Source organism: Dyella silvae (assembly GCF_026421305.1).
GTDB classification, from domain to species: Bacteria; Pseudomonadota; Gammaproteobacteria; order Xanthomonadales; family Rhodanobacteraceae; genus Dyella; species Dyella silvae.
Genome location: NZ_JAPJBQ010000001.1, coordinates 543,757 through 568,016, shown reverse-complemented (window position 1 = coordinate 568,016; position 24,260 = coordinate 543,757). Strand labels below are relative to the sequence as shown.

Here is a 24,260-nt window from a genome sequence, read left to right as displayed (position 1 = left end):
CCAGACGCGAGTAAGCGCGACACGTTTGGGCATGGAAGCGCTTTGGTATCACAGCCTTCATTAGCCAATGAACCGTCTCTTTCCGTATCAACCGCTCGATTCCGGGAGGTTGGTGCGGCTTTTCGTGTCCCAAGATTGCTAAGGAACTTGCCATGGCGCCACCGACCAAGCCGATCTCGCTATCGGACATTCACGATGTTTACCGCGGCTCTGCGAAGAAACGAGATACGACCGCAGCTGAGCAGGACTATCGGAAAACCGATCGTTTTGCGCGCGATGCAGGCCATTCCGGCGCAGCACCCAATCGCTCGCTTTCGCCCATAGGACGCAAGTCGCGCTAGCGCGTTTCGGGTGACGTCGACCTTAGGCCCAGCGCCAGGTCCACGGACAGATCATGACGTGAGGTACGTGCACGACGCGGGGGTGTACCATGGTTGTGCAAGTACATCCTCGCCTCGCGCGTCCTGTGCGGCTCATTGGGCCACACGCTTCGCTCCCCTCTACTCCGCCCTGTTTTCAGGGTTCCTCCGGGAGCAGCAATGCAAGCTTATGCGACCCGTAACGAGCGGCTTTCGATCGGTGGCCATACGTACCGTTTGCGGGTTCTGAGCGACAAGCAACAGTTCTCTGACTCGAATGGCCACCGTGCGTGCATGGGGCTTTCGGCCACCCAATGGGGACTGTTTGGTCAGCTGTGGCCATCAGAGCGCCTTCTCGCCCAGGCCATGCATCGCTTCACCGTTGACGGAAAGCGCATCCTCGAACTGGGATGCGGCATCGGGCTGGCCTGCCTCGTTCTGAAGCGCCGTGGCGCCGACATCGTTGCGTCGGATGCACACCCCTTGGCCGAGTCCTTTCTCGCGTACAACGCTGCGCTCAACGCATTGCCCGCCGTTGATTACCATCGCCTTCAGTGGGATGCCCCGCAGCCATCGATAGGTCACTTCGACGTCATCATCGCGAGTGACGTCCTGTACGAACCCGTGCAAGCGCTGCTGCTCGCCGAGATCGTCAAGCGGCATGCGTACCCGTCAGCGGAGGTGGTGATTACCGACCCCGGCCATAGCCACAGCCAGCACTTCAGCCAGCTCTTGGCAGAACAGCGTTTCCAGCTCAATGAGGAACGTTGCCCCATGGATGACCGCGACGTACCACCGTACCGCGGCCACCTTTTGCACTACAGCCGGAACAGAGAAGCCTCTTGCACATGACCGTACCAGCCAGGCCCGCCAAGGGCGCCGCGCACTGCTCTGCATGCGAGGCCGTTTGCTGCCGCCTCACGGTCATTCTGCAACCGGAGGACCATATTCCCGATCATCTCACCACCTACTCGCCCGAAGGCCTGCATGTCATGAAGCGTGGAGAGGACGGCTGGTGCGTGGCCTTGAACAGCGTGCGCATGAACTGCGGTATCTATGAATCCCGGCCCACGGTGTGCCGTCGCTTTGTGATGAACAGCCCCTATTGCAAGGCCGTTCGCGCCGAGTACAGCGACCCCGTTGCTGCCAGCGTGCGGCACGAATCGGCCGCCTAGGCTCTACTGTTTAGCGGCACCACCGGCGGATGCATTCCTGGAGTCCGCCCTTCTCCACCAATCCCGAGATAGCTCCATTGGCAAAGACAAATTATTCCTTCGAAAAACGCCAGCGCGAAATCGCAAAGAAGAAGAAGCAGGACAGCAAGCAGGCCAAGAAGCTGGCAACGCGCGACGATGCCAAGATGGAGCCCACTCCAAGGGCATCCACCACCAAGGATGCATAGGCCGCGCCGGCCTTCGCTGGCCAGGCACGAGCCGGAAGCATTCGAGGCAAAAAAAAGCCCGGCACAAGGCCGGGCTCTTTTACGCGCGGGCAATGGTCCTTAGACCACCTGCACCTGCTCAGCCTGCAGGCCCTTCTGGCCCTGGGTCACAACGAACGAGACCTTCTGACCCTCAACCAGGCTCTTGAAGCCCGAGGACTGGATCGCGCGGAAATGCACGAACACATCGTCGCCGCCCTTGTCGCGGCTGATGAAGCCAAAACCCTTGGCGTCGTTGAACCACTTCACAGTACCGGTTTCTTGCTGGGACATGTTTATTACTCCTTGAAACGAATAAAGCCGCATAGCGGCGGAAAAGCTGGTCGCAAGGAGGAAGGGGTGCAACGGTGTAGTGAAACTGCAACCTACAGCATCGGGCCACTTTCACGGTGACCCTTGAAACTCAGCCTGCGTACCATAGTGGGCATTGGCCCAAAGGGCAAATGCCTGGATAACCTCTGGTTCAGAATGCACCCCTTCTGGGTCACCCTTTGCCGGAATTATCTCATCGGCAAAGCCTTCGCAAGCAAGGCGGAGCCTGCAAGTCCGCTCGAACCCGCCCCCTTGCGAGCAAGCTACTGCGGCCAAAACGCCCCCGGAAAAAGGTCCGCTCGGATCGAAGGCGGACATCCGGATAGTCTCAACAGCCCGCCGAGAGCTTCAGTTCGTGGCACATCACCTCGCTCACTGGACAGCCCCCTGGCCGACCGCGCACCGACTCAAGCACGCAACCAATCTTTGTAAGCTATGATCCCGCGGCAAGTGCCTGATAACAGTGAAGTTATGTAACTCCTAACGGACATTCGGGGTGCCGCATATGTCGCAGAGAAGGTTGGTACTACTCGCCCTGCCCTTGCTTCTCGCAGCCGCCTGCACAACACAGCCCACGCATCAGGATGGGCAGACAAAGACGAATACGGCCAATACGAGACAGGTGCGCTGTGTAACCGTCCCTCCAGTCAATGTGGTGGGCTCGTACGTTCACACCATGGCCAACAACTCTTATTCGAACTGCAATACGAGTTCGGGTGACTCGCACTAAATGCCGGCATAAAAATCGGCCAAAAACGGGGGTGGTTAGTCCGCACTAACCACCCCCGCTTGTTTGACACCATCATTGCCTTATGGCGAAGACGAATCCCTGTCGATATGCACCGGGCATTAGCTGCGCTTAATCAACGCAAACAGTGGCGTGGTGACGAGCAGTACCAGTAAGGCCTTGCGGTCGAGTTCGGCGGACTGGCCCACTACCACGCTGAGGCAATACAGGCAGGCCACCACGCCCACCACGATAAAAAACTGCCTCTTTGCCGTGGATACGCCCATCGTCTGGTTGAGCCGCCACATGGCCACGACCGAAAAGATGTAGGGAACCGACATCAGGATCACCGTGGCGTCGGTGATGTGAGAAAACTGCGTCGCCACGTCCGGAGATGTCGATGCAAGCAGCATCGCCATCATCAGGAGACCCGTAATCACCAGGTTCTGAACGGGCATGCCATGTTCGTTGGTGCGTGCAAAACGCCGTGGAAACATCCCGTCATTGGCGGCCGCTTGCGATGACTGGGCCACGATAAGAATCCACCCCACCAGTGAGCCACTGGCCTTCAGGATGGCGGCTAGCGAGATGCCAATGGCAGCCCACGGCCCCAACATCACGCGTGCCGCGTCGGCGAATGGCGCGCCGGAAATGCGTAGCTCCGTGCCCGGAATAATGCCCATCAGCACCGTGCAGCAGGAGATGTAGATCACGGTCGATATCAACAATCCGATGATGGTGGCCAAAGGAACATTGCGCTTCGGATTCTCGATCACACCTGCTGAAACTGCCGCACTCTCCACGCCAAGAAACGCCCACAGTGCAATGGATGCGCTACGGGCGATCGCAGTGGCTGTCGGGATGTCGCCGGGATTCCAGCTTTCAATGAACACATCTGGCTTGAACCATAGCCAGCCAAACAGGCCAACGAATGCAATGGGAACGATGCCCGCAATAGTGCTCACCGTCGTGAAGCCGCCCACCAGCTTGGCGTCACGCGTATTGATCCAGATGAACATCCAGATCACCGCGGCGGTACAGGCATTGGCCACCCATGGGTCCTTGAGGGCGGGAAAAAAGACCGCGAGATAACCCGTCACCGATACGGCAATGGCAACGTTGCCAATCACATTGGCAAGCCAATAGAGCATGTTGGTCTGGAAGGCGGGAAAGCGCCCGATGTGATCGCGTGCGTAGGCGTACGGACCACCAGCCTTCGGTTCGACCATGCCCATATGCGCAAACACGAGGCCGAGAGCGCTCGCGCCAATGGCAGCGACCACCCAGCCAAGGATGGATACGCTGCCGATATTGGCAAGGCTTGATGGGAGGAGAAAAAGCCCCGTCCCCACCATATTGGCTACCACCAGTGAGGAGGCGCCAATCAGCCCCATTTTCTTTCCGCCCCCCTCCACGATGGTCAATGCTCCTCAGGACCTAAGACACTGCACGTAGTACTCGCCATCATCGACTTCAACACCATGGGTATCGTGCCCAAACCCAGGGAATGCGTGATCCCAGCTCTGCAGTGCCCTGAGGTAGCCGATGTACGGGCCATCCGCTGGACCTGCAGCCTCGCCCGGCATCAGCATGGGAATGCCCGGCGGATAAGGCACGATGCTGGTCGCAAGCGTGCGATTGGCGAGATCACCCAATGCCACGCGCTCGACCTTTCCACGAATAAGCTGCTGATAGGCGTCGGCCGGCGACAGGCGCATTTCGGGCAAGTTGGAATAGGCGCGTTGCAGATGCTTCGTCTGTTCGGTCTGCTTCATTTCCGCAAACATCTGGTCGCCGAGACCACGCAGACCCAGGCCCGCATACCGTTCGGGATGACTCGCCACCAGGTTGGGCATGACGCGTTCAAGCGGCCTGTCTTCGTCGTAGTCGCGCTTGAAGTCGAGCATGGCGGTGACCAGCGTGCTCCACTTTGCCTTGGTGATGCCGATCGAAAACAGGAACAGCACGGCGAAGTCACTGGTCTTTTCGACCTCGATGCCACGCGAATCCAGATAGGCCGTCAGCAGCGTGGCCGGAAAGCCCTGCCCTGCCAGCGCGCCGTCGTCCTGCACGCCTGGTGTCAGCACAGACACCTTGATGGGGTCGAGCATGCAGTAGCCGTCTTCGAGGTTGTCGAAGCCATGCCAGGTATCGCCGGGATGAAGCACCCAAACGCTGGAATCCGTTGCAAGCCATTCCGGCGCGGCATCGCCGAAGGCGACTTTCGCGCCAGTCTTGGGGTCGGTCACTTCATCGGGATTCCATGTCCGGAAGAACCAGCTTCCCTTACTCGCGAACTCTCGATGCAGCCGGCCAATGACCTGGCGGAAACTGATGGCCTCATCGATGCTCTCGCGTGTGAGGGCCACGCCACCCACGCCATCCATCATGGATGCCGCCACTTCATTGGACGCAATGATCGGATAGAACGGCGACGTCGAGCCGTGCATCATGAAGGACTCATTGAAGCGCTCGTGCGGGATGGCGCCACGGCCATCGCGCACATGGATGTAGGAAGCCTGTGAAAAGGCGGCCAGCAGCTTGTGCGTGGAGTGCGTGGTGAAGACCGTAGGCCCTTTCGAGTCGTGTTCGGAGGACGGGCCATGCATGGCCAATCTTCCCGAATAGATCGGATTGAAACGGGCGTAGCCATACCAGGCTTCGTCGAAGTGCACGCGGTCCACCCAGGAACCCACTTCTTCGAGCACACGCTTGGTGTTGTAGCAGAGTCCGTCATACGTCGAGTTGGTGACCACGACAAACACCGGCTGCTGATCCGAAAGCCCTTTCGACAAACTGTGATTGGCCACCGAACTCCTGACGTGAGCCTCCACGAACTTGTCCGGATAGATCGGGCCAATCAGGCCGTAGCGATTCCGCGAAGGCACCAGATAGTGAGGAATGCCGCCAGTCATCGTGAGGCCATGCTCGATCGACTTGTGGCAATTGCGATCGCACAGCACCACCTGGTCGCGACCGACGCACGCCATGAATATGATGCGGTTGGACGTGGAAGAGCCGTTGGTGACGGTATAGCTGCGATGGGAGCCGAAGATACGCGAGATGTATTTCTCACTTTCACCGATCGGCCCGGTATGGTCCAGCAATGACCCGATCTCACCAACGCTGATCGACAAGTCGGTACGGAAGATGTGTTCACCGTAGAAGTCGTAGAACATGCGTCCGGTTGGATGCTTGAGAAATGCCGTGCCGCCCGTGTGACCCGGGGTATGCCACGAGTACTCGTGTACTTGGTTGAAGGTGGCCAGTGCCGTGGTGAGTGGGCCAAGCAATGATGCGACATAGATCTTCATGGCCGCCTGGATGCGACCGGCGACAAAGGTGGATGAATCCTGCGACAGCCAGACCAACTCGTTGATGGCCTGCACGACCTCGACGTTCAGCGTGCGCGCTTTCGTTGCTTCCGTCAGGAGAAAGATCGGCACATTCTCGTTGCGCGACCGGATCGTGTGAATCAGATCAACGGCGGAGGCGTTATCGCGATCATTGCCATCGGAGCCTGGCAGCGACCATTCAATGAGCATGGCCTGGATAGACGCGTCGGCCGTGATCAACGAGCGGCCGTCATCCACATTGGCTGCAGTGACCGTCTCGATGCCGCGGTCTTCAAACTCATTGGCCAAAGTGCGGCATGCGCGGCCGTCGGCGCTGTCGGTACCGATATGTGAATGAACCAGCAGCACGCGCAACTTCTGGCGCAGGTTTCGACGTTCTAGCATGACAGCTCTCCTGGTTTGCAAACTATGGGCAGCGCCGGCAGGCGACCGCTATATATCGGCAGCTTCGATTCACGGCAGGGCACCCTGCCCTTGCGTTCCGGTGACGCCGCGCGTCGGCCAAAATGACATGCGGACAACCGCACCCTCACTTCGCCGCCTGAAAAGTCGCGAGTGGTCGCTCGCGCCCTGGCGCAGCATCCGCCTGTATGGTTTTCAACGACACTGGTAAGCATGGAGTACGTCATGGAGAGCTCAACCGCATCCAGCATGGCGCCAAACCCATCGACATCGACGATGCCGCTGATGGCGGCGAGATGCATGAAGATGTTTGTTCCATGATGTTTCCGGCCACCATGAGCGTTGTTGCCACCACTGCTATCTTCCCTCGCTCGGGCATGTCTGCCTTCAAGGGTCGCTCGTCCCTTCGCTACTTCTTGCTGGTCACTTTCCCTTGTTTGGCGGGTGCTTCCTTCTCGAGGATGACGCGCACCCACATGTCGCCATTCGCGTCGGCGTGTACGTTCTGAACTTCGCGGCCGAATCCCGGGAATTTCTTGCCGTAGGCTTCCACCGCCTTGAGGAAATTGACGATCGTGCCCCCTTTGGGGTCGACCCGCTCTCCCGGCATCAGCACAGGGATGCCCGGCGGATACGGCACGATCATGAGCGCAGCGACGCGCCCTGCCATGTCGCCGATGCGTACTTCCTCGGTATTGCCGTGGATAAGCTGCTGATAAGCCTCGGCTGGCGTCAGCACCTGTTCCGACAGGATCTCGCCCGCCTCGTTGGCCATCGCTTGCAGATCGAGCTCGCTCATCACCTGATGCATCTCGTCGCAGAGCTGAGGTAGGGTCATGTCGCCATATCGATCGGGATAGGCCCGCGCCAGATCGGGAAGCGCCTCCTCAAGTGACGCCTTCCTGTCGAACAGACGCTTGAACGACATGAGGGTTTCGATCAGCGTGCCCCACTTGCCCTGCGTCGTCCCCACCGAAAACAACACCAGGATCGTGTAGTCGCCGGTGCGTGCAATCGCCTGCCGCCGCGCATCCAGGAACTTCGCAAGAATGGCGCCGGGGATGCCCTGCTTGGACAGCTTGCCTTTGGCGTCCGTGCCCGGGCAGAGGATCGTGACCTTGGTCGGATCCAGCATGCAGAAATCGTCTTTGACCACCTCATCGGGAAGGCCATGCCAGGCCTCTCCCGCTCTCAGCGTCCAGCACTCAGGCGATTCCGTCAGCACATCCAGCGGCGCCTCGTAGAATGCGACCTGCTTACCCTTGATGGTGACCTTGGGCGGCTGGAACAGCGTAAAGAACCATTCACCCTCATCCTTGAATCGCTGGGCCGCCTGCGCAACGGCGCGACGGAAGGCGACCGCCAGGCTGATCGTTTCGCGCAGCAACGCCGGGCCGGTTGGCTCATCCATCATGGCCGTGGCGATATCCAGCGAGGCGATCAACGGATAGTACGGCGATGTCGTGCCGTGCATCATGAAGGCCTCTTTGATCGGCGACCACGCAATCTCGCCCCGCTTGCTGTTGCTGACATGGATGTACGACGCCATCGAGAACGCGGGCAACATCTTGTGCGTCGACTGCACCGCGACCACCGTGGGCCGATGCTTCATGTCGCGCGGCACACCCATGGCGAACCGCTGCTTGTAGATGGGGTGGAATTTTCCGTAGGCGTACCAGGCCTCATCGAAATGCACGCGATCCACACTGGACGACAGTAGCTCGGTCACCTTGTCAACGTTATAGAGCAGGCCGTCGTACGTTGGGTTGGTAACCACGGCATACACCGGCTCTTTGGATTTTGCTCCAGCAGTCAGCGGCGAACCGGTGACCAAGCTCTGGATATGTGCCTTGGAAAAACGCTTGGGTGGAATCAGGCCAATCATGCCGTAGCCGTTGCGGCTGGGTTGGAAGTACACCGGACGTGCACCGCACAGCGTCATCGCGTGATTGAGCGATTTGTGGCAATTGCGATCCGCCACCACCATCTCGTCACGGCCAATGGCAGCCTGAGCCACAATGCGATTGGATGCTGAGGAACCAGCCAGCACGTAGAACGTCCAGTCTGCGCCGAACACGCGCGCCGCCATGCGCTGCGACTCCGCCGGCGGACCTTCGATGTCCAGCCACGAACCCAATTCGGCATTGGAGATGCCGATGTCCGCACGCATGATGTTTTCACCGAAGAACTCGTGAAACTCCGCGCCGGCAGGATGCTTGAGATACGCAGCACCGCCCATATGGCCCGGCGCATCCCACTGATAAGCGCCCTCTTCCGTGAGCTTCTTGAGCGCCTTGAAGTAAGGCGGCAGCAAACCACTGTGGTAATCGTCGATGGCGAACTGCAAGCGCCTGGCGAAAAATTCCGGCGTCTCGCTGCCGACATTTACGTACTCGCGTACTTCGCGAAGCAGACTAAGCGGAACGTCGGGCGCCTCGATGCTGCGTGTCATGAGGAAGATCGGCACGCGCAACGACTTCTCCCTCACTGCGCGAATAATCGACATGACCGGCTTCTCCGCCATGGCGGCGGTCTCGCCCAGATTCCAGTCGATCACCACCGCTGAATACGAAGGCTTGCCGCGGGCAATCGCTACGCCGTCCTCGCAACTCTGCGCCTGCACGACCTCGATGCCATGGTCCTGAACCGCCTTGCCGAGTCTTGCCAGTGCCAGACGAAGTCCCGTCCCTTCGTTAGGCAAGTCGCTGGTGATGTACAGAATCCACGGGCGGTTCATCGACATGAGAAAGTCCTCGTGTAGACGCCAACCCATCCGGTCAGCGCAGGTGGCGCTCAGGCATCAGGGGTTGAGGTCATATCTCAGGGTGGTCTGAATGCGCTGCCCCTGACCGCGCGCATCGGTCAGATCGATGTTTTGACCCCACAGATATTCCACACCGAACATGGCGCGCTCACTGAACTGCCAGGCAAGGTTGAGCGAGGCGAACTTGGTGCTCTTGGGCATCGTCGAATCAATCAGCATATTGGACTTCGGACTGATGCGCAGGTAGCCGTAGGCGAGACTGGACGTCAGGTTCTCGAGCCATGCGTGCGTGTAGCCCGCGCCGTAGCCACGTGCGCGGATCGCGCGAAGGTCGCCATTGGTATTAAAGGCAGCATCCAGTCCGAGCCCGGAGATGTCCTGCAGGAAATTCGCGTAGCCCTTGCCGTAGCTGGCCCAACCTTGGACGCTGTCGCGCTCGAACAGCTTCGTCGTACCGGTGAGCTGCGTCGCATACCCCGACGTGCTGCGCGTGCGCGCCTCGGCATTCTCCACCCGCAGATCGCGGAACAGGTTGGCCCATTGAATGTGCCAGTCCGGCGCCTGCCAACGCAGGCCGAGCGTAATGTCTGGGCGACGCGAATAGGTCTGGTACTGCTCGAGCACCGGAACGCCAGGAACCGTGATGTCCGCGTTCGGCTTCTCCAGCGACATCGGCAGCGTCAGCGTGCTTTCGCCACTGCGATAGAGCACAGGCGAGAAGCGGATCTGCGGGCCGTACTTGAAGGTGAACGAGTTCGGGCCCTCGTAATCGAGTGTATTTGGGAACACGTCGATGTCGGTGAATGCCGAAATGTTGTAGCCAGCAAGAAGCGTGTAGCGATCGTTATCCAGCTCGCCATAGAACGCTTGCAGGTTGTAGGGCATGTCGCCGGTACCGCTGCCGAAGAAGTTGTTCTTGTAGACAACCTTCAGCGTGCCGTAGTCCGTCTCGCGCCGGAAATCCATACGGAAGATGCTCTGCTTGGCGCTCATTTCGGAACGCCGTCCGCTGTCATAGAACGGCTGGCCACGCACCGGAATGGAAGATGGCACGAACAAGTCGGGCGCCCCCATGTAGGTGCTGTCGACCATCGCATCTAGCTGTGCGACGAGGTCAACCTTGAGCAGATTGCCCGTATCCCCCAGCCGCACATACCCCTCGGGCAATGGCTCGGACGCCCCCGCCAATGCAGAAGGCGGTCGGTATGCCGGGGGACCCGAAGGCGCAGGCGCCGAGGCCGGACTGATCAGCGGTGCGGCCTGCGCGGTCTCGGGTTTTGCTGCGGCTTGCGCGCGTTCCTTGGCTTCCAGCTCTTCCAGGCGCGACTGCATCTTCTGCATCACCTGTTGTTGCGCCTGCATCTGCGCCTTCACCTGCTCAAGTTGCGCCTTGAGCTCGGTCGTCTCAGAGGATTGTGCATGCAGACCCGTACTAGCCGCAGCAAGGCCACATATCAGGAGTGGCGCGAGCGTGCGAGCTTTCCTCGGCTTGGAACCGGAATTCTTTCCGTACATGACAACACTCCTCGAATTGGGCTGACAGGAGGTTTCGCGTGATCGAATTCGCTGACTTTCGGACCCCTTGCCCCGGATTTGCCGGTCAGACGAGCCTTCGATCGATGATCTTTCCCGAGAGCTCGTTCAAGGACTCATCACCTGTGCGTAGTAACAGCAACCCATGGGCAGGCGGGCTTCCATGCCTGGCTCGCTACTCGGGTACAGCCGCCTTGCGGAACCAGTCCTGCGTCGCCTTGTCGGGTTTACCCAGGTACTGCTCGTAAATCGCATTGATCTTGCCCGAGCGATACAGTTGGCTCAGGGTCGTGTCCACCAATAGACGGAACTCCGCGTCGTTGCGATTCATCGCCAGAGCCAGCGGCTCATAGTCAAAAACGCGGCTAAGCACGACAAGTTCGCCGCTGGTGTCTTGCTTGGCGAGATTCAGCAACACGTTACGGTCAGACACGAATGCATCGGACTTGCCATCCTGCAGCTGCTTGAGGCCCGTCGCCAGGTCGGGAACCAGCGATATAACGCTATTGACGTTCAGTTCCTCGCGACGAGTCTTCAGCAGCTGCTCTTGCAGCGATCCGGATATCACCGAAAACGTCCGCTGCTGCAAGGCAGCCAACATGGGGGAGCCACGCCAAACAGGGCGGCCCGCGGTCTGTCCCGTTTCAAGCAGTTCGCGGAACGCGGCTGGTGCATCCTTCCTCACCATCACGCCAGTGCCGCTACCGAGGATAGGAATGGAAAAGCTGACGTCGGCTCGGTTAGTCAATGTAGGCACAGAGGGGCCGCACAGCAGATCGACGCGCCCTTCCTTGACGGCATTGAAGCGCTCGGCCGCGTCGACGGCGACAAACTGCGTCGACAGGGTTGGCAGCCTCAACTCGCTCTGGATGGCGCTTGCGACGGCGCGACAGAGTGCGATGGCATAACCATCCGGCGTTCCGGATGAGGTTTGGTAGGTAAACGGTTTCGCTTCGTTGTAGAAACCCAAGGTTATCTTGCCGCTCGCGCGTATGTGTTCAATCGTGCTCGATGCGCTCTGTGCCCATGCAGCCTGCATAGGCACCAGGAACACCGCCAAGAGCATCCAGCGAAGCAGATGTTTGCGCACTGCGACACCATTCATGCGTGACATGTTTTCTCTCCTGAGGCCAAGGCGTCGCCTGAGTACCCTAACCGCGCACCGGTTCAGCCGCCGCCGGCGAAAGGAACCGCGGAGCCAGGAAACCGTAGATCACGAAGGTGAGAGCCAGAACGATGGTTCCGCCCAACACGGCCTCCATGCCCGATGCGTAGATGGCGTAGGTGCTGTACAGCATCGCCACCGTCACTACAAACGTATTGAGCTTGAAGGTGTGGTCACTCACCTGTGCCTTGCGCATCATGAACATCAGCGCGGACAGGGAGATGATGTAAGGAATAACGTTGGTCACCACCGCCAGATTAACCAGCACCGCGAACTGCTTGCTCAGGCTTGGCGATGCCGTAGAGAACGCCAGCAGCGTCTGCACCACGCCCATGACGATCATGCCCATGATCGGCGCCGCCACCTTGTTGACCTTGGCAAAGAAGCGCGGAAACAGGCGATCTTCGGCAGCAGTCTTAGCGGTCTGGGCGATGGTGAACTGCCAGCCAAGCAACGAACCAAGGCAGGCGAGAATGGCCAGCGCTCGAATCACTGACCCGACAGCGGGACTGAACATCTGCGAATAAGCCAGTGCAAACGGGCCGGTGGATTCGGCCAGTTCTTTATTAGGCACGATTCCTTGAATCACCGTGGTGGATAGTACGTAGACCACGGCGGCGCCGAGCGTACCGAGCATGCACGCCATGGGCACATCCCGCTTGGGATTCTCCACGGCATCGGAGTTCTGCGCCGCAGACTCCATGCCAAGGAATGCCCACAGCGTGAGAGAGATACTGGAGTCGACGCCTTTCATGAGGCTCAGACCCTGCGGGTTCCACGCCTCGGAGAAGGTGGAGCTCTTGAACCAGAACCAGCCGATGATGGACAGGCCTGCCACAGGCACAATCACGCCCCACACGGTGATTGAACCGATGCGCCCCGTAATGCGCGGGCCACCGAAGTTGGCGACCGTGGTGAGCCAGACCAGGCCAATCACACCAATGCATGTGGATGTCGGCGAGGACGACAGCCAGGGAAAGAACGCTGCGAGATATCCCACCGCAGAAATGGCGATGGCAACGTTACCGATTGCCAACGACAGGAAGTACAGAAAGAACGTCAGGAAATAACCGCCCTTGCCGTAGGCATCCTCGGCGTACGCCGCCATACCGCCCGCTCGCTGATTGAGCAGGCCCGCCTGGGCGAAACCGTAAGCGATAGCCATCGATCCGAAAGCGGTGACCACCCATGAAAGCAAGGAGATCGCACCGACCTGTGCCATGTTGGCTGGCAGCATGATGATGCCCGACCCCATCATGTTGACCGCTACCAACACGGTCAACTGCATCATGCTCATCTTCTTCGAGCCGTCCATCAGTGCCTCCAGTGCGTAGATCCGGAGCTCAAGTGATCGGTTACGCGGGTATGCGCAACCAGCCGATCAAACGACTGACACGTAGCATTGCGAACTGCAGCCCCACCCCACGGGTGTCACACCCTCGCCAGAGACTAGAAGCGATCCGCTCAAAGCGGCGTGAAATTATGTGTAAAGTGCGCGCCAGGACGTGGGTGTCATCTGCACGCAACGACGGCGCCTTCCGCTCATACTTCCACGCTTATTTCGGCGGACTATCGCCTGTTCAACGGAAGGTTTTGTGAAATGTACTTAAGTAATCGTTGCGCTTCGCTGATCGACATAAGCACAGTCTTGCTGACGCCGCACATCCCCATGGCGCACCGGATCGAGTGATTCAGACCATGCTCTGGCGCTTTGAAACGCTTTGCCATCGGCTGGCGCTTTCATTGCCTCACAGAGACAGAAGCGCGTCATTGGAAATGACGCAAGCTTCCCCCTGCCCTCAGCGGCAGACGAGTACGGGAATGCTGGTGCTCACCAATAGCTTGGCGGTCTGACTTCCCCGCCGCAGCCGGTCCGTCCCCGTTTGCACGTGCGACCCCATGACGATGAGATCGCACTGCTGCCTTCGGGCCACCGTCACAATGGCCATGTAGGGGCGCTTGTCACATTCGTAGGCACCGTGGCACTCCACATGTGCCACCTCCGCACGCCGGCGAACCTCGTCAAGGTAGGCGGAAGCTCTGCGCGTGATCTTCAGAGCTCTTTCGTCCTCCTGCAGCACGAGTGTGTCCGAAAGATGCTGGACGGCCGGCGACGGCTTGATGACATGGAGCGCGAGAATGCGGGCGCCATACTTGACCGCGACGTCGATTCCTATGTCGATGGCCCGGAGCGAGAGTTCGGAGCCATCCGTAGGCAGCAAAATATGCTTGAACATGTCACTCACCGTAGGTCAGCAAGACATTGGTCTTCAAACACTGGCTCGCCAGGCTTTCATAGCGAAATCGCCACTTGGACAGCCACCAGGCAAGACATCGCTGAGTTGCGATCGTGCGTGCCGCCCCTGCTCCACCCGCCAAGAACGAACCCACAAGGCACAACGCGCGCGGCATCATGCCAGTTCATTTGCGAAGGGTATGCATAAGGTCACGGCATCCGAGCGGTGCGCCTGGGGCGCCTCCCGCTTGCCTGACACGGCCACAGAAGCCCGTTGATGTGCCGGACTAACCCGCCAGGCGCGGACCGCCCGTAGCATCTGATCGAGGACGTCGGCGCCATCCTCCGTCATGCAGATAAAGAGCCCCTCCGGCGGAGAGACGAGTCACGGCGATGACATCGGTCGAAAGCCATCAAGGCTTATCCGATGACGGAAGCGGCGACTGACGCGGAGCTCCGTGCCATCACGCAAGGTCATCAACGCATCGCGCGTAGGCAGCAGGCTAAGCCCATGAACACGGTTCAGAGGGACCATGCTGGATCGATGTATGCGTACGAAGCGGCAAGGGTCGAGACGCCTCTCGATGCTGTCCATACTTGCATGAATCATATGAAGCCTCGGCCCCACGTGCAGGGTAACGTAATCGCCACTAGCCTCGATCCAGTCGATCTCGTCGACGTCTATCCAGATGGTCTTTCCGCCGCTTCTGCTCTTTAGACGCGCCTCCCACTTCGCCCCAGCGTCCTTACCGGCGACGGCAGGGTTCCATTGATTTCGCGCCCTTCTATCCATCAAGCGCTGGCGCACCGTTCGAAGGGCATCGTCGAAGCGCTCGTCGTCCAGTGGCTTCATTACGTAGTCCACGGCACGGACGCCAAATGCGCTCACGGCATAGTCATCGTAAGCAGTGAGAAAGACGATGAAGGGACGCTCGCTGCCTTCGATCATCGACAACATCTCGAATCCGTTCATACCGGGCATTTGCACATCGAGAAATACCACGTCGGGACGAAGCAACTGAATCATCTTCAGCGCCTTCATGCCAGAGTCGGCCTCACCCACGACGGCGACATCCGCAGCTCGACCAAGACAGACGCGAACGCCGCGACGCGCCAGCGGCTCGTCGTCGACGATCATGGCGCGGATCATGTTCACCAGCCTCTACCCGGTCACCAGGGGAATCTGGATCACGGCAAGCCACCCGCCAGGCGCGTCAGCGGATGCCGCAAAGTGAAAGTCGCGGTAGCGCGCCGAGAGGCGGGCCCTGGTCATCGCAAGACCCAGCCCCGCGGATTCCCGAATGGCATGCTGTTGCGCATGCAGGCTGTTGTAGACCGATATGATCACATTGCCATGGAGGCTGCGCACCTCAAGCGACAGCCTTCCCTCCTGCATGCTTGGCGCTATACCGTGACGCACAGCGTTTTCGATAAGCGGTTGCAGAAGCAGGTGCGGCACCAATGCATCTTTTGATGCGTCATCACAGCTGATGGACGCCACCATACGCCGGCCTAAACGAACCTGTTCGATCTCCAGGTATTGCCGCACCTGAGTCAGCTCGTCGGCCACACGCACGTCGCCTTGCGCAGCGGGCTCCAAGGTTGAGCGAAGGAAGTTCGCCAGCAGGGCAATCATGCGGCGTGCGGATCGCGTGTCGCCCTCCCCCACCAGCGTAGAAATGCCGTTGAGCGTATTGAAGAGAAAGTGCGGCGTGATCTGGTAGCGAAGCGCTTTCAGCTCCGCGTCCCGTGCAGACGACTTGGCCAGCATGAGCTGCTGCTCGCGCAATCTCACTTCTTGCCAATGCTGTGTTGACCAGTAGAACGCTCCCCATGCCACCAACATGATGGCTGGACTGAAGGCATTGGCCAGGCCCGCGATGGCCGCGGCACGCCAATCACGGGCGACCGCCGAATGACCGGCGAGCAACTCCAGGCTCGCGCCACACATGGAACTGATGACGCCAAGTGCATAGGAACAGGCGAGGATCGCTGCCACGGCCCCCGACCACGACCAACGCCTCGCCATCAGGCAGCGGCACAGTAGCCACATCACAAAGCTGGCCAGAAACGCCGCGATCGTCGTTCCTGTGAAATAAAGGACCACAGGATAGGCGCGACGATAGGGCAGCGCCCCCAAGGTACTCACCAATCCATAGGCCACCCACCCGGCCACCTGGATCGGCCAGAACGGCGGACGTTCGTCTTCGACGCTGCTCATCGTCATAGCGTTATTTGCTTCGCGCTGACGCACTCAGGGAGGGCGCACCAAAACCACTCGACTGGCGAAAGCGGTCCGCTTGTCGAAAACCGGTTTGCCCGTAACACCCGCTTGCCTAACCTCATGGCAGCCCCAGAAGCAACGACTGCCTGGGAGAACGCCATAAGCCTGATAGCAAAGAGAACGACACCATGGAACGTACACTTGAAAAGCCCTGGAGCCTCGCTATCCGGGCAACGTTGATCGCGGGCACGCTCGACATGCTGTCGGCAGCAACCTATGCGCTTGTCGCGGGCAAGAACCCTCTTGCCGTGCCCGTAGGTATTGCGTCGGCGGCCTGGCCCGGCGCTCTGAAAGCCGGCCCAGCGGCGCTGATCGTTGGTTTGCTGCTTCATTTCGCCATCATGTTCGTGATGGTGGCCGTGTATGTTGCGGCCGCCAGACGAACCGCATGGCTCACCGCACGTCCCATCACCTCGGGCGTGCTCTATGGACTGGTTCTCTGGGCAGTGATGAACCTGATCGTGCTTCCCCTGCGCTGGCCGGCACTCTTTCCACACTTCACGGCCACCACCTTCGCCGAGCAGATTTTCAGTCACGTCGTGCTCGTCGGCGTGCCGCTGGCATGGATGACAAGCCGCTCGATTCAAATTCTCGGCGACGCTGCAGGGACTACCGCTGCTGACTAACAAGAAGCCGCAATCCGAGCAGCGCAAAACATGCGGCGAAGCTCCGGCGCATCCATGTCAGTACCGCAGGGCGCGACAGTACGTGTGCCCGCATGGATGCCGCAAAGCAGCCATAAAGCACAAACACCACCCAGGTCATCGCCATGAAGACAGCACTCAGCTCCAAGGTCGTCATCACCGGTGATGGGTCGCCAAGTGGAATGAACTGGGGGAGAAAGGCTAAGAAGAAGATCGGAAGCTTCGGATTGAGGAGGTTCATCAACACCGCAGACGTAATGATTCTGGCCGCACCCGGTGCCTGCCCGGAGTCGCTTACCTCCAGAGCACGAACATCCCGGAATGTTTGCCAGGCCATGTACAGCAGGTAGGCGGCGCCAAGAATCTTGAGCGCAGCAAAGGCAATGGCGCTCGTACGAAACACCGTCGCGAGGCCGAGTGTTGCGGCCAACATGTGCGGGATTATGCCCAGGGTGCAACCCGTTGCTGCGACAAGCCCAGCGCGTGCGCCACGCGAAAGACCGGCGGAGATGGTGAAAATGGCGCCCGTCCCGGGTGATGCGACGACCAACAGTGACGTAAGCAGAAAAACGATACTCATGGCACGGCTACCTTCTGCGTACTGCCTTGGTCGATAGCCTGGCCGGAAGCGGGTTGCATCTGGCTGGGGTCATAGTAGAAGCGCTCGTGCATGATCTTTCCGCCGACCCACTGCTGCATGGCCACCTCTTCGAGCAACACATGGGCGCCGCCCCTGAAGAAATCGAATTGCCAGCTAATGACCACATCGTCACCTTCAACGATCACCGACGCAGCACGTCCGGTGACGGTGGTGAACGCACTCAATACGCGCTGCTCGTTCTCGATCAGCGCATCGAGGCCGACTCGCGATTGCCGCTGGTTTTCCCAGACAACCGCTTCGGGATGGTAGAAGCGCTGTATGGCTTCGACGTATTCCCCGCTTTCCACTAAAGCGACGAAATCACTAACGACACGACGATCGGGCATGGTGGTTTCCTCATGGCTGGACTGTGTCTGGCGCCCTTTCGGCTTGTTTCAGGGCAAGAGCCGCAAGCAGCGCTCCAGGCGCGAGAACAAAAGGGCCGAATCAAACGTCGACCCGATGGCGCCACAGCGTAGGTTGGCCATGCACCCCCGTCACTTGCCCATAGCGACAGAACGAGGGGGTAATCCCGCCAGGCGGAGGCGCATCACGTGTGCAATCCCGCCAATCTTGCTGCCTGTAACGCCAGCAGCCCGTCCGCCCTATCGTCCCGGCCAATCACAGTGGACTGAATTGATTGGTAAATTCCCGCACGGAGCGCATCGCCATGACGCGCTCGCACTAGCGAGGCGCTTGACGTACAGGGCGAATTCGCCACGCTTGACACATCTGACCATCGAGGAAGGCCATCGTGCGCGTCGCCATTCTTGCCTATGACGGGTGCATGGGTGCCGAGGTCCTTGGCTTGTCGGACGTCCTGCTTGTGGCCAACCGCATCAGCGCGCTTCGCGCACCGGATGCACCGGCGCCCTTCTCGGTATCGATCATCGGCACACGTGCCGGCCAGGTTCGCCTCGCGGGTGGCGCTTACTTGTCCGTCGGCGCACCCACGGCGTTCGATCTGCTGGTGGTGCCAGCGTTTGATTTCAACAGCGGCGACGACATTACGACGGCGCTTGCCGGCCTTGAAGACGAGAAGGCTCTCATTCGTCGCGCAGCCGAACAACGCAAAGTGGCCTCTATTTGCGGGGGAAGCCTGCTATTGGCCGACTCGGGCGTCCTGGACGGGCGCCAGGCGACTACCGCATGGGCACTCGCGGGAGAGATGGCGCGTCGCTATCCAAACGTAGAGGTGATACCTGACGCCGTGCTGGTCCGCGCCGACGAGATCATCACCTCCGGTGCATTCACCGCCTATGGCGACCTTGCCCTTCAACTCATTCGTGACTGCGCAGGCACCAGCCTGGCTCGTGCCGTTGGCCGGTTCAGCCTTATCGATCACAACCCCCGCAGTCAGGCGCACTATCTGGATCACCGCCTGAGTCACAGGCGCCGCGAGTCACTGGCGCGCGCCGTCAGTGCATGGCTGGAGCAGCGCATCGCTGAGCGTTACCGGCTGAAGGATCTCGCGGACGCCTTCAACCTCTCCAGCCGCACGCTGTTACGCAAGGTTCGCGCGGAGACCGGATGCTCTCCACTTGAGCTTCTCCACGACTTACGCGTGGAGAAGGCCAAGCTGCTATTGGAAACAACCACGCTCAGCGTTGCTCAGGTGGCAGCCGAAGTGGGCTATATCGATGTAGCTACGTTCTCGCGACTGTTTACACGTCGAACGCATCTGACCCCGGCCGCATTTCGCAAGCGCTTTAAGGTTGCCGACATCGCAGTGTTTTGATGCCATCAGCGATCCGGAGCCATCCAGGTCTTCATCCGTTGGCGGACTCGCACATCATTCTGGCCATCGCGCCCGGTCAAGCCATCGGCGCGGATTGTTAGCATCCCACGCCATGAATGACCGAAAGGTTGTTCTGCGCCATGCGCGTGCCCATGCCATGGGCCGCGCATCCGAGGACTGCCTGAACTTCTCTGAAGAGCACGATGAACGCATTGATTTCGTCCCGTCCGTCAGGCGTAGCCGCGGGCCAATCCGGAACGCCCGCCTGGATCATGCCCAGCCATAAGCTGCGCTTGTTGCGTGTAGGCATGCGACTGCTCGGAGCCACCAAGCCCTCCTATGCGGCCCTGTTGATGGACCGCCTCTGGTTCGCAGCGCCGCGACGAAAACCCCGCGCGGCAGAGCAAGCCATACTGAGCAGTGGCGTGCGTACGTCATTCGAAGTACACGGGCGGCGCGTGGTCAGCTGGTCCTGGGGTGATGGAGGGCCCACGGTCGTGCTGCTACATGGCTGGGGTGGTCACGCTGGCCAGATGAGCGCTTTCGTTGCACCCCTGCGCCAGGCTGGCTTTCGCGTGGTTGCCTTCGACGCTCCCGCACATGGCGCGTCTGCCGCCGGCCGTCATGGCGGCCGGCGCGTGACGTTCTTTGAATTTGCCGATGCACTTCAAGCAGTGGCCGAGCGCGAATCGACTCTCGCCGGCATCATCGCCCATTCGGGCGGTTGCACCGCGGTGTCACTCGCCATGCGTGCCGGGTGGAAGGCGCCCGGGCATATGGTGTTCGTCGCGCCATTCGCGCAACCGCTCAACGCGGTTGACGACTTTGCGCGCATGATCGGCACCACGAGCGAGGTTACGGAGATATTCCGGCAAGGAGTGGAGCGCTGGCTGGGTCACCCCTGGTCCTACCTGGACATCACCACGCTTGAAGATGAGCATAAATGGCGGCGCTTGCTCATCATCCATGACGAGCAAGACAACGACGTGCCCATGGCGCAGTCGTCTGCACTGGCGAACTCTTGGCCTTCGGCAACCCTTGTGGTGACGCAAGGCCTTGGGCACAGACGCATACTGCGCGAATCGTCGGTCGTGGATCAGGCGCTCGCTTTCTTCTGCGAACGGCCGACAGCCATCGCTACGAACCATGCGGCCTACCCGAAAATCAATGGCCCTACCGAGCTGGATGCTGCCTACGAGGCATTCATTTCATACGGCTCGCGCAGCCATGGCCGACGTTGATCAAGGCTAGCGCCGCAACCCACTGCGCCATGAAATACGGGCGATGTACGCCCTTACGCGGGCTTTCGGCGGAAGCCCTTCCATTGAGCTGGAGGGCAACTATCCCGGGGCTTTCAAATCTTGCAGCACCGTGGGCAACAGTTCTGACACTGTGGGATGGATGTGCACGGCGTGCGTTACGGTGGAAAACGGTGCCTTGGCGTACATGGTGTCGAGCAGACTATGAATGGCTTCGTCGCCATTGACGCCAAGAATCGCGGCGCCAAGTAGTTGTCCACTGCCTTTCTCTACGATGACCTTGATAAAGCCAAGCGACTCTCCGCGCTCCACCGCACGCCCTACGCGAGTCATCGGCCGGACGCCGACCAGAATATCGCGCCCCTCTCGTACGGCTTCCTGCTCGGTAAGCCCGACACGCGCCAATGGCGGATCAACGAACAGCGCGTAGGCCGGAATGCGATCCGAGATACGCCGCGGCTCGTTATCGATTACGTTGGCGGCAACGATTTCGAAATCGTTGTAGGAGGTGTGAGTGAATGCGCCCTTGCCATTGCAGTCACCCATCGCCCAGATGCCCTTGACGTTGGTACGGCACTGATCGTCGACGACGATATAGCCACGCTCATCCGTTAGCACGCCGGCCTTGTCCAGGCCCAGCGTATCGGTGTTAGGCCGACGACCAATCGCCATCAGAAGGTGTGTACCCCTCACCTCCATGCGCGGCTTGGCGCATTTGGCAATAACGCCAACGTCGCCCGCCCTGCCCTGCAGCTCAATGCACTCGGCCCCAAGGTGAAGCCCGATACCTTCTCTCTGCAGGATATCGACCACGGCAGCCGACACCTCAGGATCTTCGCGAGGGAGCAGGCGCGGACTGCGCTCGACAATGGTCACCTCTGCACCGTACCGGCGAAACATCTGACCAAATTCCAGCCCGATATAACTGCCACCGACGATCACGAGATGACGAGGAAGTTCACGCAGGTCCATGACGCCCACGTTGGTGAGATAGGGCACGGCGTCCGCACCCGGGAAATCAGGCGCCGCCGCACGACCTCCCACATTGAGAAAAACCTCGTTCGTTTCGATCAGCGCATCACCCACGCGCAGATGGCGCGGCGACTCAAACGAAGCATGGCCACGCAACAGGCTGACGTTTGGCATGCCTTCCAGCCACTTCTCCACACCGGTTCGCGAGCGCTCGGAAATGCCTCGCGTGCGTTCCCACACGTGCTCCATATTGACCTGGATGGAGCCTTCCGCCTGCACGCCATACTCTGCGGCGCGGCGTGCCATATGAGCAACGTAGGCACTCGCCACCATGGACTTGGTGGGGATACACCCTGTATTGACGCAAGTGCCACCCACTTGCTTTCGCTCGATGACGGCCACCTTGCGACCGGATCGTCCCAGCCGATCAGCTAAAGACGGGCCCGCCTGCCCCGCTCCTACGACTACGGCATCAAAACGCAGGGTCATCAAGCGCACCTCGGGGTAGCGTGGGGAAAACCGGTTTTCGCAATGAAACCAGCCGGATCAGTGCCGCGCATCCCTCATTTGGCTTGCTGATCCGCGTTCACCTTGCTCATGTAGACGCTCAGCGCATCGACGTCACTGTCTTCAATGGGCGCCCCGTACACGGTTCTCATCTTGTTGATCTCCGCCTTCCACTCCGCCTGGGTAAGCGCGGGTTGCTTCAGAACCATGCCTGCCGAATGACAGATGAGGCATTTACCAGCCAGATCCGAGCCGGGTCCCGGTGGAAACACCGTATCGCTGGCGGGCATATCAACGGAAACTGAGTGAATCGCGATGGCGGTGGTGTGAGGCGACTGTGCCCAGACCAGGCCAAGCCCCATCGAGGTCAGGACCACTAAAGCGCAACATGTCTGTGTGCGGTTCATATCAGCCAACCCGTACCTTGACCGATTCGATCTCGTTGCGCATGAAGCCGCCGGGATTCCAGTTGGCGGCGGCGGGCTGCTCAACACCGTTGCTATTGATCGCTTTGACCATGAGCGTGTCTTCGCCCCGGGCTTTTGGCGTGTAATGGGCATGCCAGCGACGGAAGCTGTACTTGCCATAGTCTTTTTCAAGCTCGGCTTCTTTCCAGTGACTGCCACCATCGTTTGACCAGAGCACTTTCGCCACGCCCGTATCGCCGCCAAAGGCGATGCCGCGCATCTGCACCGCATGGCCAGACAGCACCGCATCGCCGTCCCGCAGGTTGGTAAAGAACGAGCGGGGCACCATGCGGTTGATGGGCACACCTTTGTATCCGGTTTGCCCCGGCACAACATTCGCATGCGGCGTATCTGGAATGAGGTAGGCCTTAGCCATCCAGAAGTTATCGTCGGGCTTGTCCAGCACCTCGATGTCGCTAAGCATCTTCACCCAGTACGTGGAGTACCAACCGGGTACCACCAGCCGCAACGGAAAGCCGTTGAGCAAGGGAAGCTGCTCACCGTTCATGCCATAGGCCACCATGACCTCGCCATCTCTCGCGTGATCGATATCCAACGACTTGATGAAATCGGGCGTAGCCGGAACGACGCCACTGTCGAGACCGTTGAAGCGCACCTGCACGGCGCCAGCATCCACGCCCGCCCGATCCAGAATGTCTTTCAGGCGCACGCCGGTCCATCGTGCGCACCCCATGGCGCCATTCGCCCACTGCCCACCAGCGACCCGCGGATTGAAAAGACCTCTGGAGTTGCCGGAGCACTGGTTAACAGCGGCGAGCTCCACCGGCTCGAACTCCTTCATCAACTGCTCGACGCTGAGCGACAACGTCTTGCCGACCTTGCCGCGCACCACGAGACGGAAACTTGCTGCATCAATCTGGGTGGGAATGTAGGCGAGATGCCAACGCACAAAGAACCGATTATTGGGGGTAAATACACCCTGATCAAAGACATCGAACGGCGTCTCCAGCAATGGCGGGCGCGTTCTAAGCAGAATCATTTCACCCTTTTGAGGGAACGCCCGACTGAGCTCGCGCTCCCCGTTTGCGAAGGGTAAGCGGAAGGTCGAAGGCTCCGCGCCAAAGGCCCGGGCACCGCCCAGCGCGCCAATCGAACCTGCCAGGCCGGCGATCTGCAGGAATCGACGCCGGGATATATCGTTGCTGTTCCACTTCTGCAACATCACAGCCCCCTCTGGCTCATGACCAGCCGCAGCTCAGGTGCCTCTTCACCCGGTCGATCCCGCTGCAGGCAACATTTCTAGTAGCTGCTTTCGCTCGTTCAGAGCGCGTGAATAATCCCGCGCTGCACCGTCCATTCATTTGCCGAATAGAGTCCATCGGATCATTTAATTGGTGAATGAGCGATCCGTCGTCTAGGGTGAAGCATTGGCTGTACCACGCCATGCGGTGCCAGCAACCGGCCAGCGTTGCGTTACTCGCCTGGCCATCGCC

General features: G+C 59.8%; 22 protein-coding genes. 7 read left to right on the top strand and 15 right to left on the bottom strand.

Translation table 11 applies throughout. The features are described 5' to 3' along the window. Positions 1–152: 152 nt before the first annotated feature. The 4 genes from OQE56_RS02635 to OQE56_RS02620 all read left to right on the top strand — a co-directional run bounded on the left by OQE56_RS02635 (position 153) and on the right by OQE56_RS02620 (position 1,761). Positions 153–341, top strand: coding sequence for a hypothetical protein (locus OQE56_RS02635; RefSeq protein ID WP_267221255.1), 189 nt, complete (start codon positions 153–155; stop codon positions 339–341). A 198-nt stretch (positions 342–539) separates the two neighbouring features. Then, positions 540–1,211, top strand: a complete 672-nt coding sequence (locus tag OQE56_RS02630; RefSeq protein ID WP_267221254.1) for a class I SAM-dependent methyltransferase — start codon at positions 540–542, stop codon at positions 1,209–1,211. Further along, positions 1,208–1,534, top strand: a complete 327-nt coding sequence (locus tag OQE56_RS02625; RefSeq protein WP_267221252.1) for a YkgJ family cysteine cluster protein — start codon at positions 1,208–1,210, stop codon at positions 1,532–1,534. The genes OQE56_RS02630 and OQE56_RS02625 overlap by 4 nt, the downstream gene beginning before the upstream one ends. Positions 1,535–1,611: 77 nt before the next feature. Next, positions 1,612–1,761 (top strand): hypothetical protein, encoded by a 150-nt coding sequence (locus tag OQE56_RS02620; RefSeq protein ID WP_267221250.1) that lies wholly within the window; start codon positions 1,612–1,614, stop codon positions 1,759–1,761. Positions 1,762–1,860: 99 nt separating this feature from the next. Here the strand turns inward: OQE56_RS02620 and OQE56_RS02615 are convergent, their stop codons facing one another. The 10 genes from OQE56_RS02615 to OQE56_RS02570 all read right to left on the bottom strand — a co-directional run bounded on the left by OQE56_RS02615 (position 1,861) and on the right by OQE56_RS02570 (position 16,549). Further along, positions 1,861–2,073: a cold-shock protein gene (locus OQE56_RS02615; protein ID WP_267221248.1), complete on the bottom strand. Its 213-nt coding sequence runs from the start codon at positions 2,071–2,073 to the stop codon at positions 1,861–1,863. An 888-nt stretch (positions 2,074–2,961) separates the two neighbouring features. Next, positions 2,962–4,233: an amino acid permease gene (locus tag OQE56_RS02610; protein ID WP_267221246.1), complete on the bottom strand. Its 1,272-nt coding sequence runs from the start codon at positions 4,231–4,233 to the stop codon at positions 2,962–2,964. Between the two features lie 36 nt (positions 4,234–4,269). Further along, positions 4,270–6,579: an Orn/Lys/Arg family decarboxylase gene (locus OQE56_RS02605; protein WP_267221244.1), complete on the bottom strand. Its 2,310-nt coding sequence runs from the start codon at positions 6,577–6,579 to the stop codon at positions 4,270–4,272. A gap of 427 nt (positions 6,580–7,006) precedes the next feature. Next, the gene (locus OQE56_RS02600) at positions 7,007–9,340 is read right to left on the bottom strand and encodes an Orn/Lys/Arg family decarboxylase (RefSeq protein WP_267221243.1); all 2,334 of its coding nucleotides are present in this window, start codon (positions 9,338–9,340) and stop codon (positions 7,007–7,009) included. A 57-nt stretch (positions 9,341–9,397) separates the two neighbouring features. Then, entirely contained in the window at positions 9,398–10,876 is a 1,479-nt protein-coding gene (locus OQE56_RS02595; RefSeq protein ID WP_267221241.1) for a DcaP family trimeric outer membrane transporter, read from the bottom strand. A 193-nt stretch (positions 10,877–11,069) separates the two neighbouring features. Further along, complete coding sequence (locus OQE56_RS02590) at positions 11,070–12,008, bottom strand: amino acid ABC transporter substrate-binding protein (RefSeq protein WP_267221239.1); 939 nt, start codon at positions 12,006–12,008, stop codon at positions 11,070–11,072. Positions 12,009–12,045: 37 nt separating this feature from the next. Beyond that, on the bottom strand, positions 12,046–13,356 hold the full coding sequence (potE, locus tag OQE56_RS02585; RefSeq protein ID WP_267221876.1) for a putrescine-ornithine antiporter: 1,311 nt from the start codon (positions 13,354–13,356) through the stop codon (positions 12,046–12,048). A 502-nt stretch (positions 13,357–13,858) separates the two neighbouring features. Then, positions 13,859–14,296 (bottom strand): universal stress protein, encoded by a 438-nt coding sequence (locus OQE56_RS02580; protein ID WP_267221237.1) that lies wholly within the window; start codon positions 14,294–14,296, stop codon positions 13,859–13,861. Positions 14,297–14,680: 384 nt separating this feature from the next. Beyond that, positions 14,681–15,445 carry a LytR/AlgR family response regulator transcription factor gene (locus tag OQE56_RS02575; protein ID WP_267221235.1) on the bottom strand — a complete coding sequence of 255 codons (765 nt, stop codon included), beginning with the start codon at positions 15,443–15,445 and terminating at the stop codon, positions 14,681–14,683. A 12-nt stretch (positions 15,446–15,457) separates the two neighbouring features. After that, positions 15,458–16,549: a sensor histidine kinase gene (locus tag OQE56_RS02570; RefSeq protein ID WP_267221233.1), complete on the bottom strand. Its 1,092-nt coding sequence runs from the start codon at positions 16,547–16,549 to the stop codon at positions 15,458–15,460. Between the two features lie 158 nt (positions 16,550–16,707). On the opposite strand from OQE56_RS02570, the gene OQE56_RS02565 reads away from it, so the two are divergent. Beyond that, a complete protein-coding gene (locus tag OQE56_RS02565; protein ID WP_267221231.1) occupies positions 16,708–17,205 on the top strand; it encodes a hypothetical protein in 498 nt (165 codons plus the stop codon). Here OQE56_RS02565 and OQE56_RS02560 read toward each other — a convergent pair. Then, a complete protein-coding gene (locus OQE56_RS02560) occupies positions 17,189–17,803 on the bottom strand; it encodes a LysE family translocator (protein WP_267221228.1) in 615 nt (204 codons plus the stop codon). The genes OQE56_RS02565 and OQE56_RS02560 overlap by 17 nt on opposite strands. Next, positions 17,800–18,210, bottom strand: a complete 411-nt coding sequence (locus tag OQE56_RS02555; RefSeq protein WP_267221226.1) for a nuclear transport factor 2 family protein — start codon at positions 18,208–18,210, stop codon at positions 17,800–17,802. The genes OQE56_RS02560 and OQE56_RS02555 overlap by 4 nt, the downstream gene beginning before the upstream one ends. A gap of 407 nt (positions 18,211–18,617) precedes the next feature. On the opposite strand from OQE56_RS02555, the gene OQE56_RS02550 reads away from it, so the two are divergent. Both OQE56_RS02550 and OQE56_RS02545 read left to right on the top strand, forming a co-directional pair. Then, entirely contained in the window at positions 18,618–19,601 is a 984-nt protein-coding gene (locus tag OQE56_RS02550) for a GlxA family transcriptional regulator (RefSeq protein ID WP_267221224.1), read from the top strand. Positions 19,602–19,804: 203 nt separating this feature from the next. Then, positions 19,805–20,842 (top strand): alpha/beta hydrolase, encoded by a 1,038-nt coding sequence (locus OQE56_RS02545; RefSeq protein ID WP_267221222.1) that lies wholly within the window; start codon positions 19,805–19,807, stop codon positions 20,840–20,842. 99 nt (positions 20,843–20,941) lie between these two features. On the opposite strand, the gene OQE56_RS02540 is transcribed toward OQE56_RS02545, so the two are convergent. The 3 genes from OQE56_RS02540 to OQE56_RS02530 all read right to left on the bottom strand — a co-directional run bounded on the left by OQE56_RS02540 (position 20,942) and on the right by OQE56_RS02530 (position 23,989). Next, complete coding sequence (locus OQE56_RS02540) at positions 20,942–22,321, bottom strand: FAD-containing oxidoreductase (protein WP_267221220.1); 1,380 nt, start codon at positions 22,319–22,321, stop codon at positions 20,942–20,944. Positions 22,322–22,395: 74 nt separating this feature from the next. Next, positions 22,396–22,746, bottom strand: coding sequence for a hypothetical protein (locus tag OQE56_RS02535; protein WP_267221217.1), 351 nt, complete (start codon positions 22,744–22,746; stop codon positions 22,396–22,398). A gap of 1 nt (position 22,747) precedes the next feature. Then, positions 22,748–23,989 carry a molybdopterin-dependent oxidoreductase gene (locus tag OQE56_RS02530; RefSeq protein WP_267221214.1) on the bottom strand — a complete coding sequence of 414 codons (1,242 nt, stop codon included), beginning with the start codon at positions 23,987–23,989 and terminating at the stop codon, positions 22,748–22,750. Positions 23,990–24,260: the final 271 nt, after the last annotated feature.

Excerpts from the sequence above, each read along its gene's own strand:
- OQE56_RS02615 (WP_267221248.1), bottom strand. The coding sequence starts at position 2,073 with ATGTCCCAGCAAGAAACCGGTACTGTGAAGTGGTTCAACGACGCCAAG.
- OQE56_RS02590 (WP_267221239.1), bottom strand. The coding sequence starts at position 12,008 with ATGTCACGCATGAATGGTGTCGCAGTGCGCAAACATCTGCTTCGCTGG.
- OQE56_RS02535 (WP_267221217.1), bottom strand. The coding sequence starts at position 22,746 with ATGAACCGCACACAGACATGTTGCGCTTTAGTGGTCCTGACCTCGATG.
- OQE56_RS02580 (WP_267221237.1), bottom strand. The coding sequence starts at position 14,296 with ATGTTCAAGCATATTTTGCTGCCTACGGATGGCTCCGAACTCTCGCTC.
- OQE56_RS02625 (WP_267221252.1), top strand. The coding sequence starts at position 1,208 with ATGACCGTACCAGCCAGGCCCGCCAAGGGCGCCGCGCACTGCTCTGCA.
- OQE56_RS02560 (WP_267221228.1), bottom strand. The coding sequence starts at position 17,803 with ATGAGTATCGTTTTTCTGCTTACGTCACTGTTGGTCGTCGCATCACCC.
- OQE56_RS02565 (WP_267221231.1), top strand. The coding sequence starts at position 16,708 with ATGGAACGTACACTTGAAAAGCCCTGGAGCCTCGCTATCCGGGCAACG.
- OQE56_RS02635 (WP_267221255.1), top strand. The coding sequence starts at position 153 with ATGGCGCCACCGACCAAGCCGATCTCGCTATCGGACATTCACGATGTT.
- OQE56_RS02610 (WP_267221246.1), bottom strand. The coding sequence starts at position 4,233 with ATGGGGCTGATTGGCGCCTCCTCACTGGTGGTAGCCAATATGGTGGGG.
- OQE56_RS02540 (WP_267221220.1), bottom strand. The coding sequence starts at position 22,321 with ATGACCCTGCGTTTTGATGCCGTAGTCGTAGGAGCGGGGCAGGCGGGC.
- OQE56_RS02595 (WP_267221241.1), bottom strand. The coding sequence starts at position 10,876 with ATGTACGGAAAGAATTCCGGTTCCAAGCCGAGGAAAGCTCGCACGCTC.
- OQE56_RS02575 (WP_267221235.1), bottom strand. The coding sequence starts at position 15,445 with ATGATCCGCGCCATGATCGTCGACGACGAGCCGCTGGCGCGTCGCGGC.
- OQE56_RS02630 (WP_267221254.1), top strand. The coding sequence starts at position 540 with ATGCAAGCTTATGCGACCCGTAACGAGCGGCTTTCGATCGGTGGCCAT.
- OQE56_RS02600 (WP_267221243.1), bottom strand. The coding sequence starts at position 9,340 with ATGTCGATGAACCGCCCGTGGATTCTGTACATCACCAGCGACTTGCCT.
- potE (WP_267221876.1), bottom strand. The coding sequence starts at position 13,356 with ATGAGCATGATGCAGTTGACCGTGTTGGTAGCGGTCAACATGATGGGG.
- OQE56_RS02555 (WP_267221226.1), bottom strand. The coding sequence starts at position 18,210 with ATGCCCGATCGTCGTGTCGTTAGTGATTTCGTCGCTTTAGTGGAAAGC.
- OQE56_RS02530 (WP_267221214.1), bottom strand. The coding sequence starts at position 23,989 with ATGTTGCAGAAGTGGAACAGCAACGATATATCCCGGCGTCGATTCCTG.
- OQE56_RS02605 (WP_267221244.1), bottom strand. The coding sequence starts at position 6,579 with ATGCTAGAACGTCGAAACCTGCGCCAGAAGTTGCGCGTGCTGCTGGTT.
- OQE56_RS02545 (WP_267221222.1), top strand. The coding sequence starts at position 19,805 with ATGAACGCATTGATTTCGTCCCGTCCGTCAGGCGTAGCCGCGGGCCAA.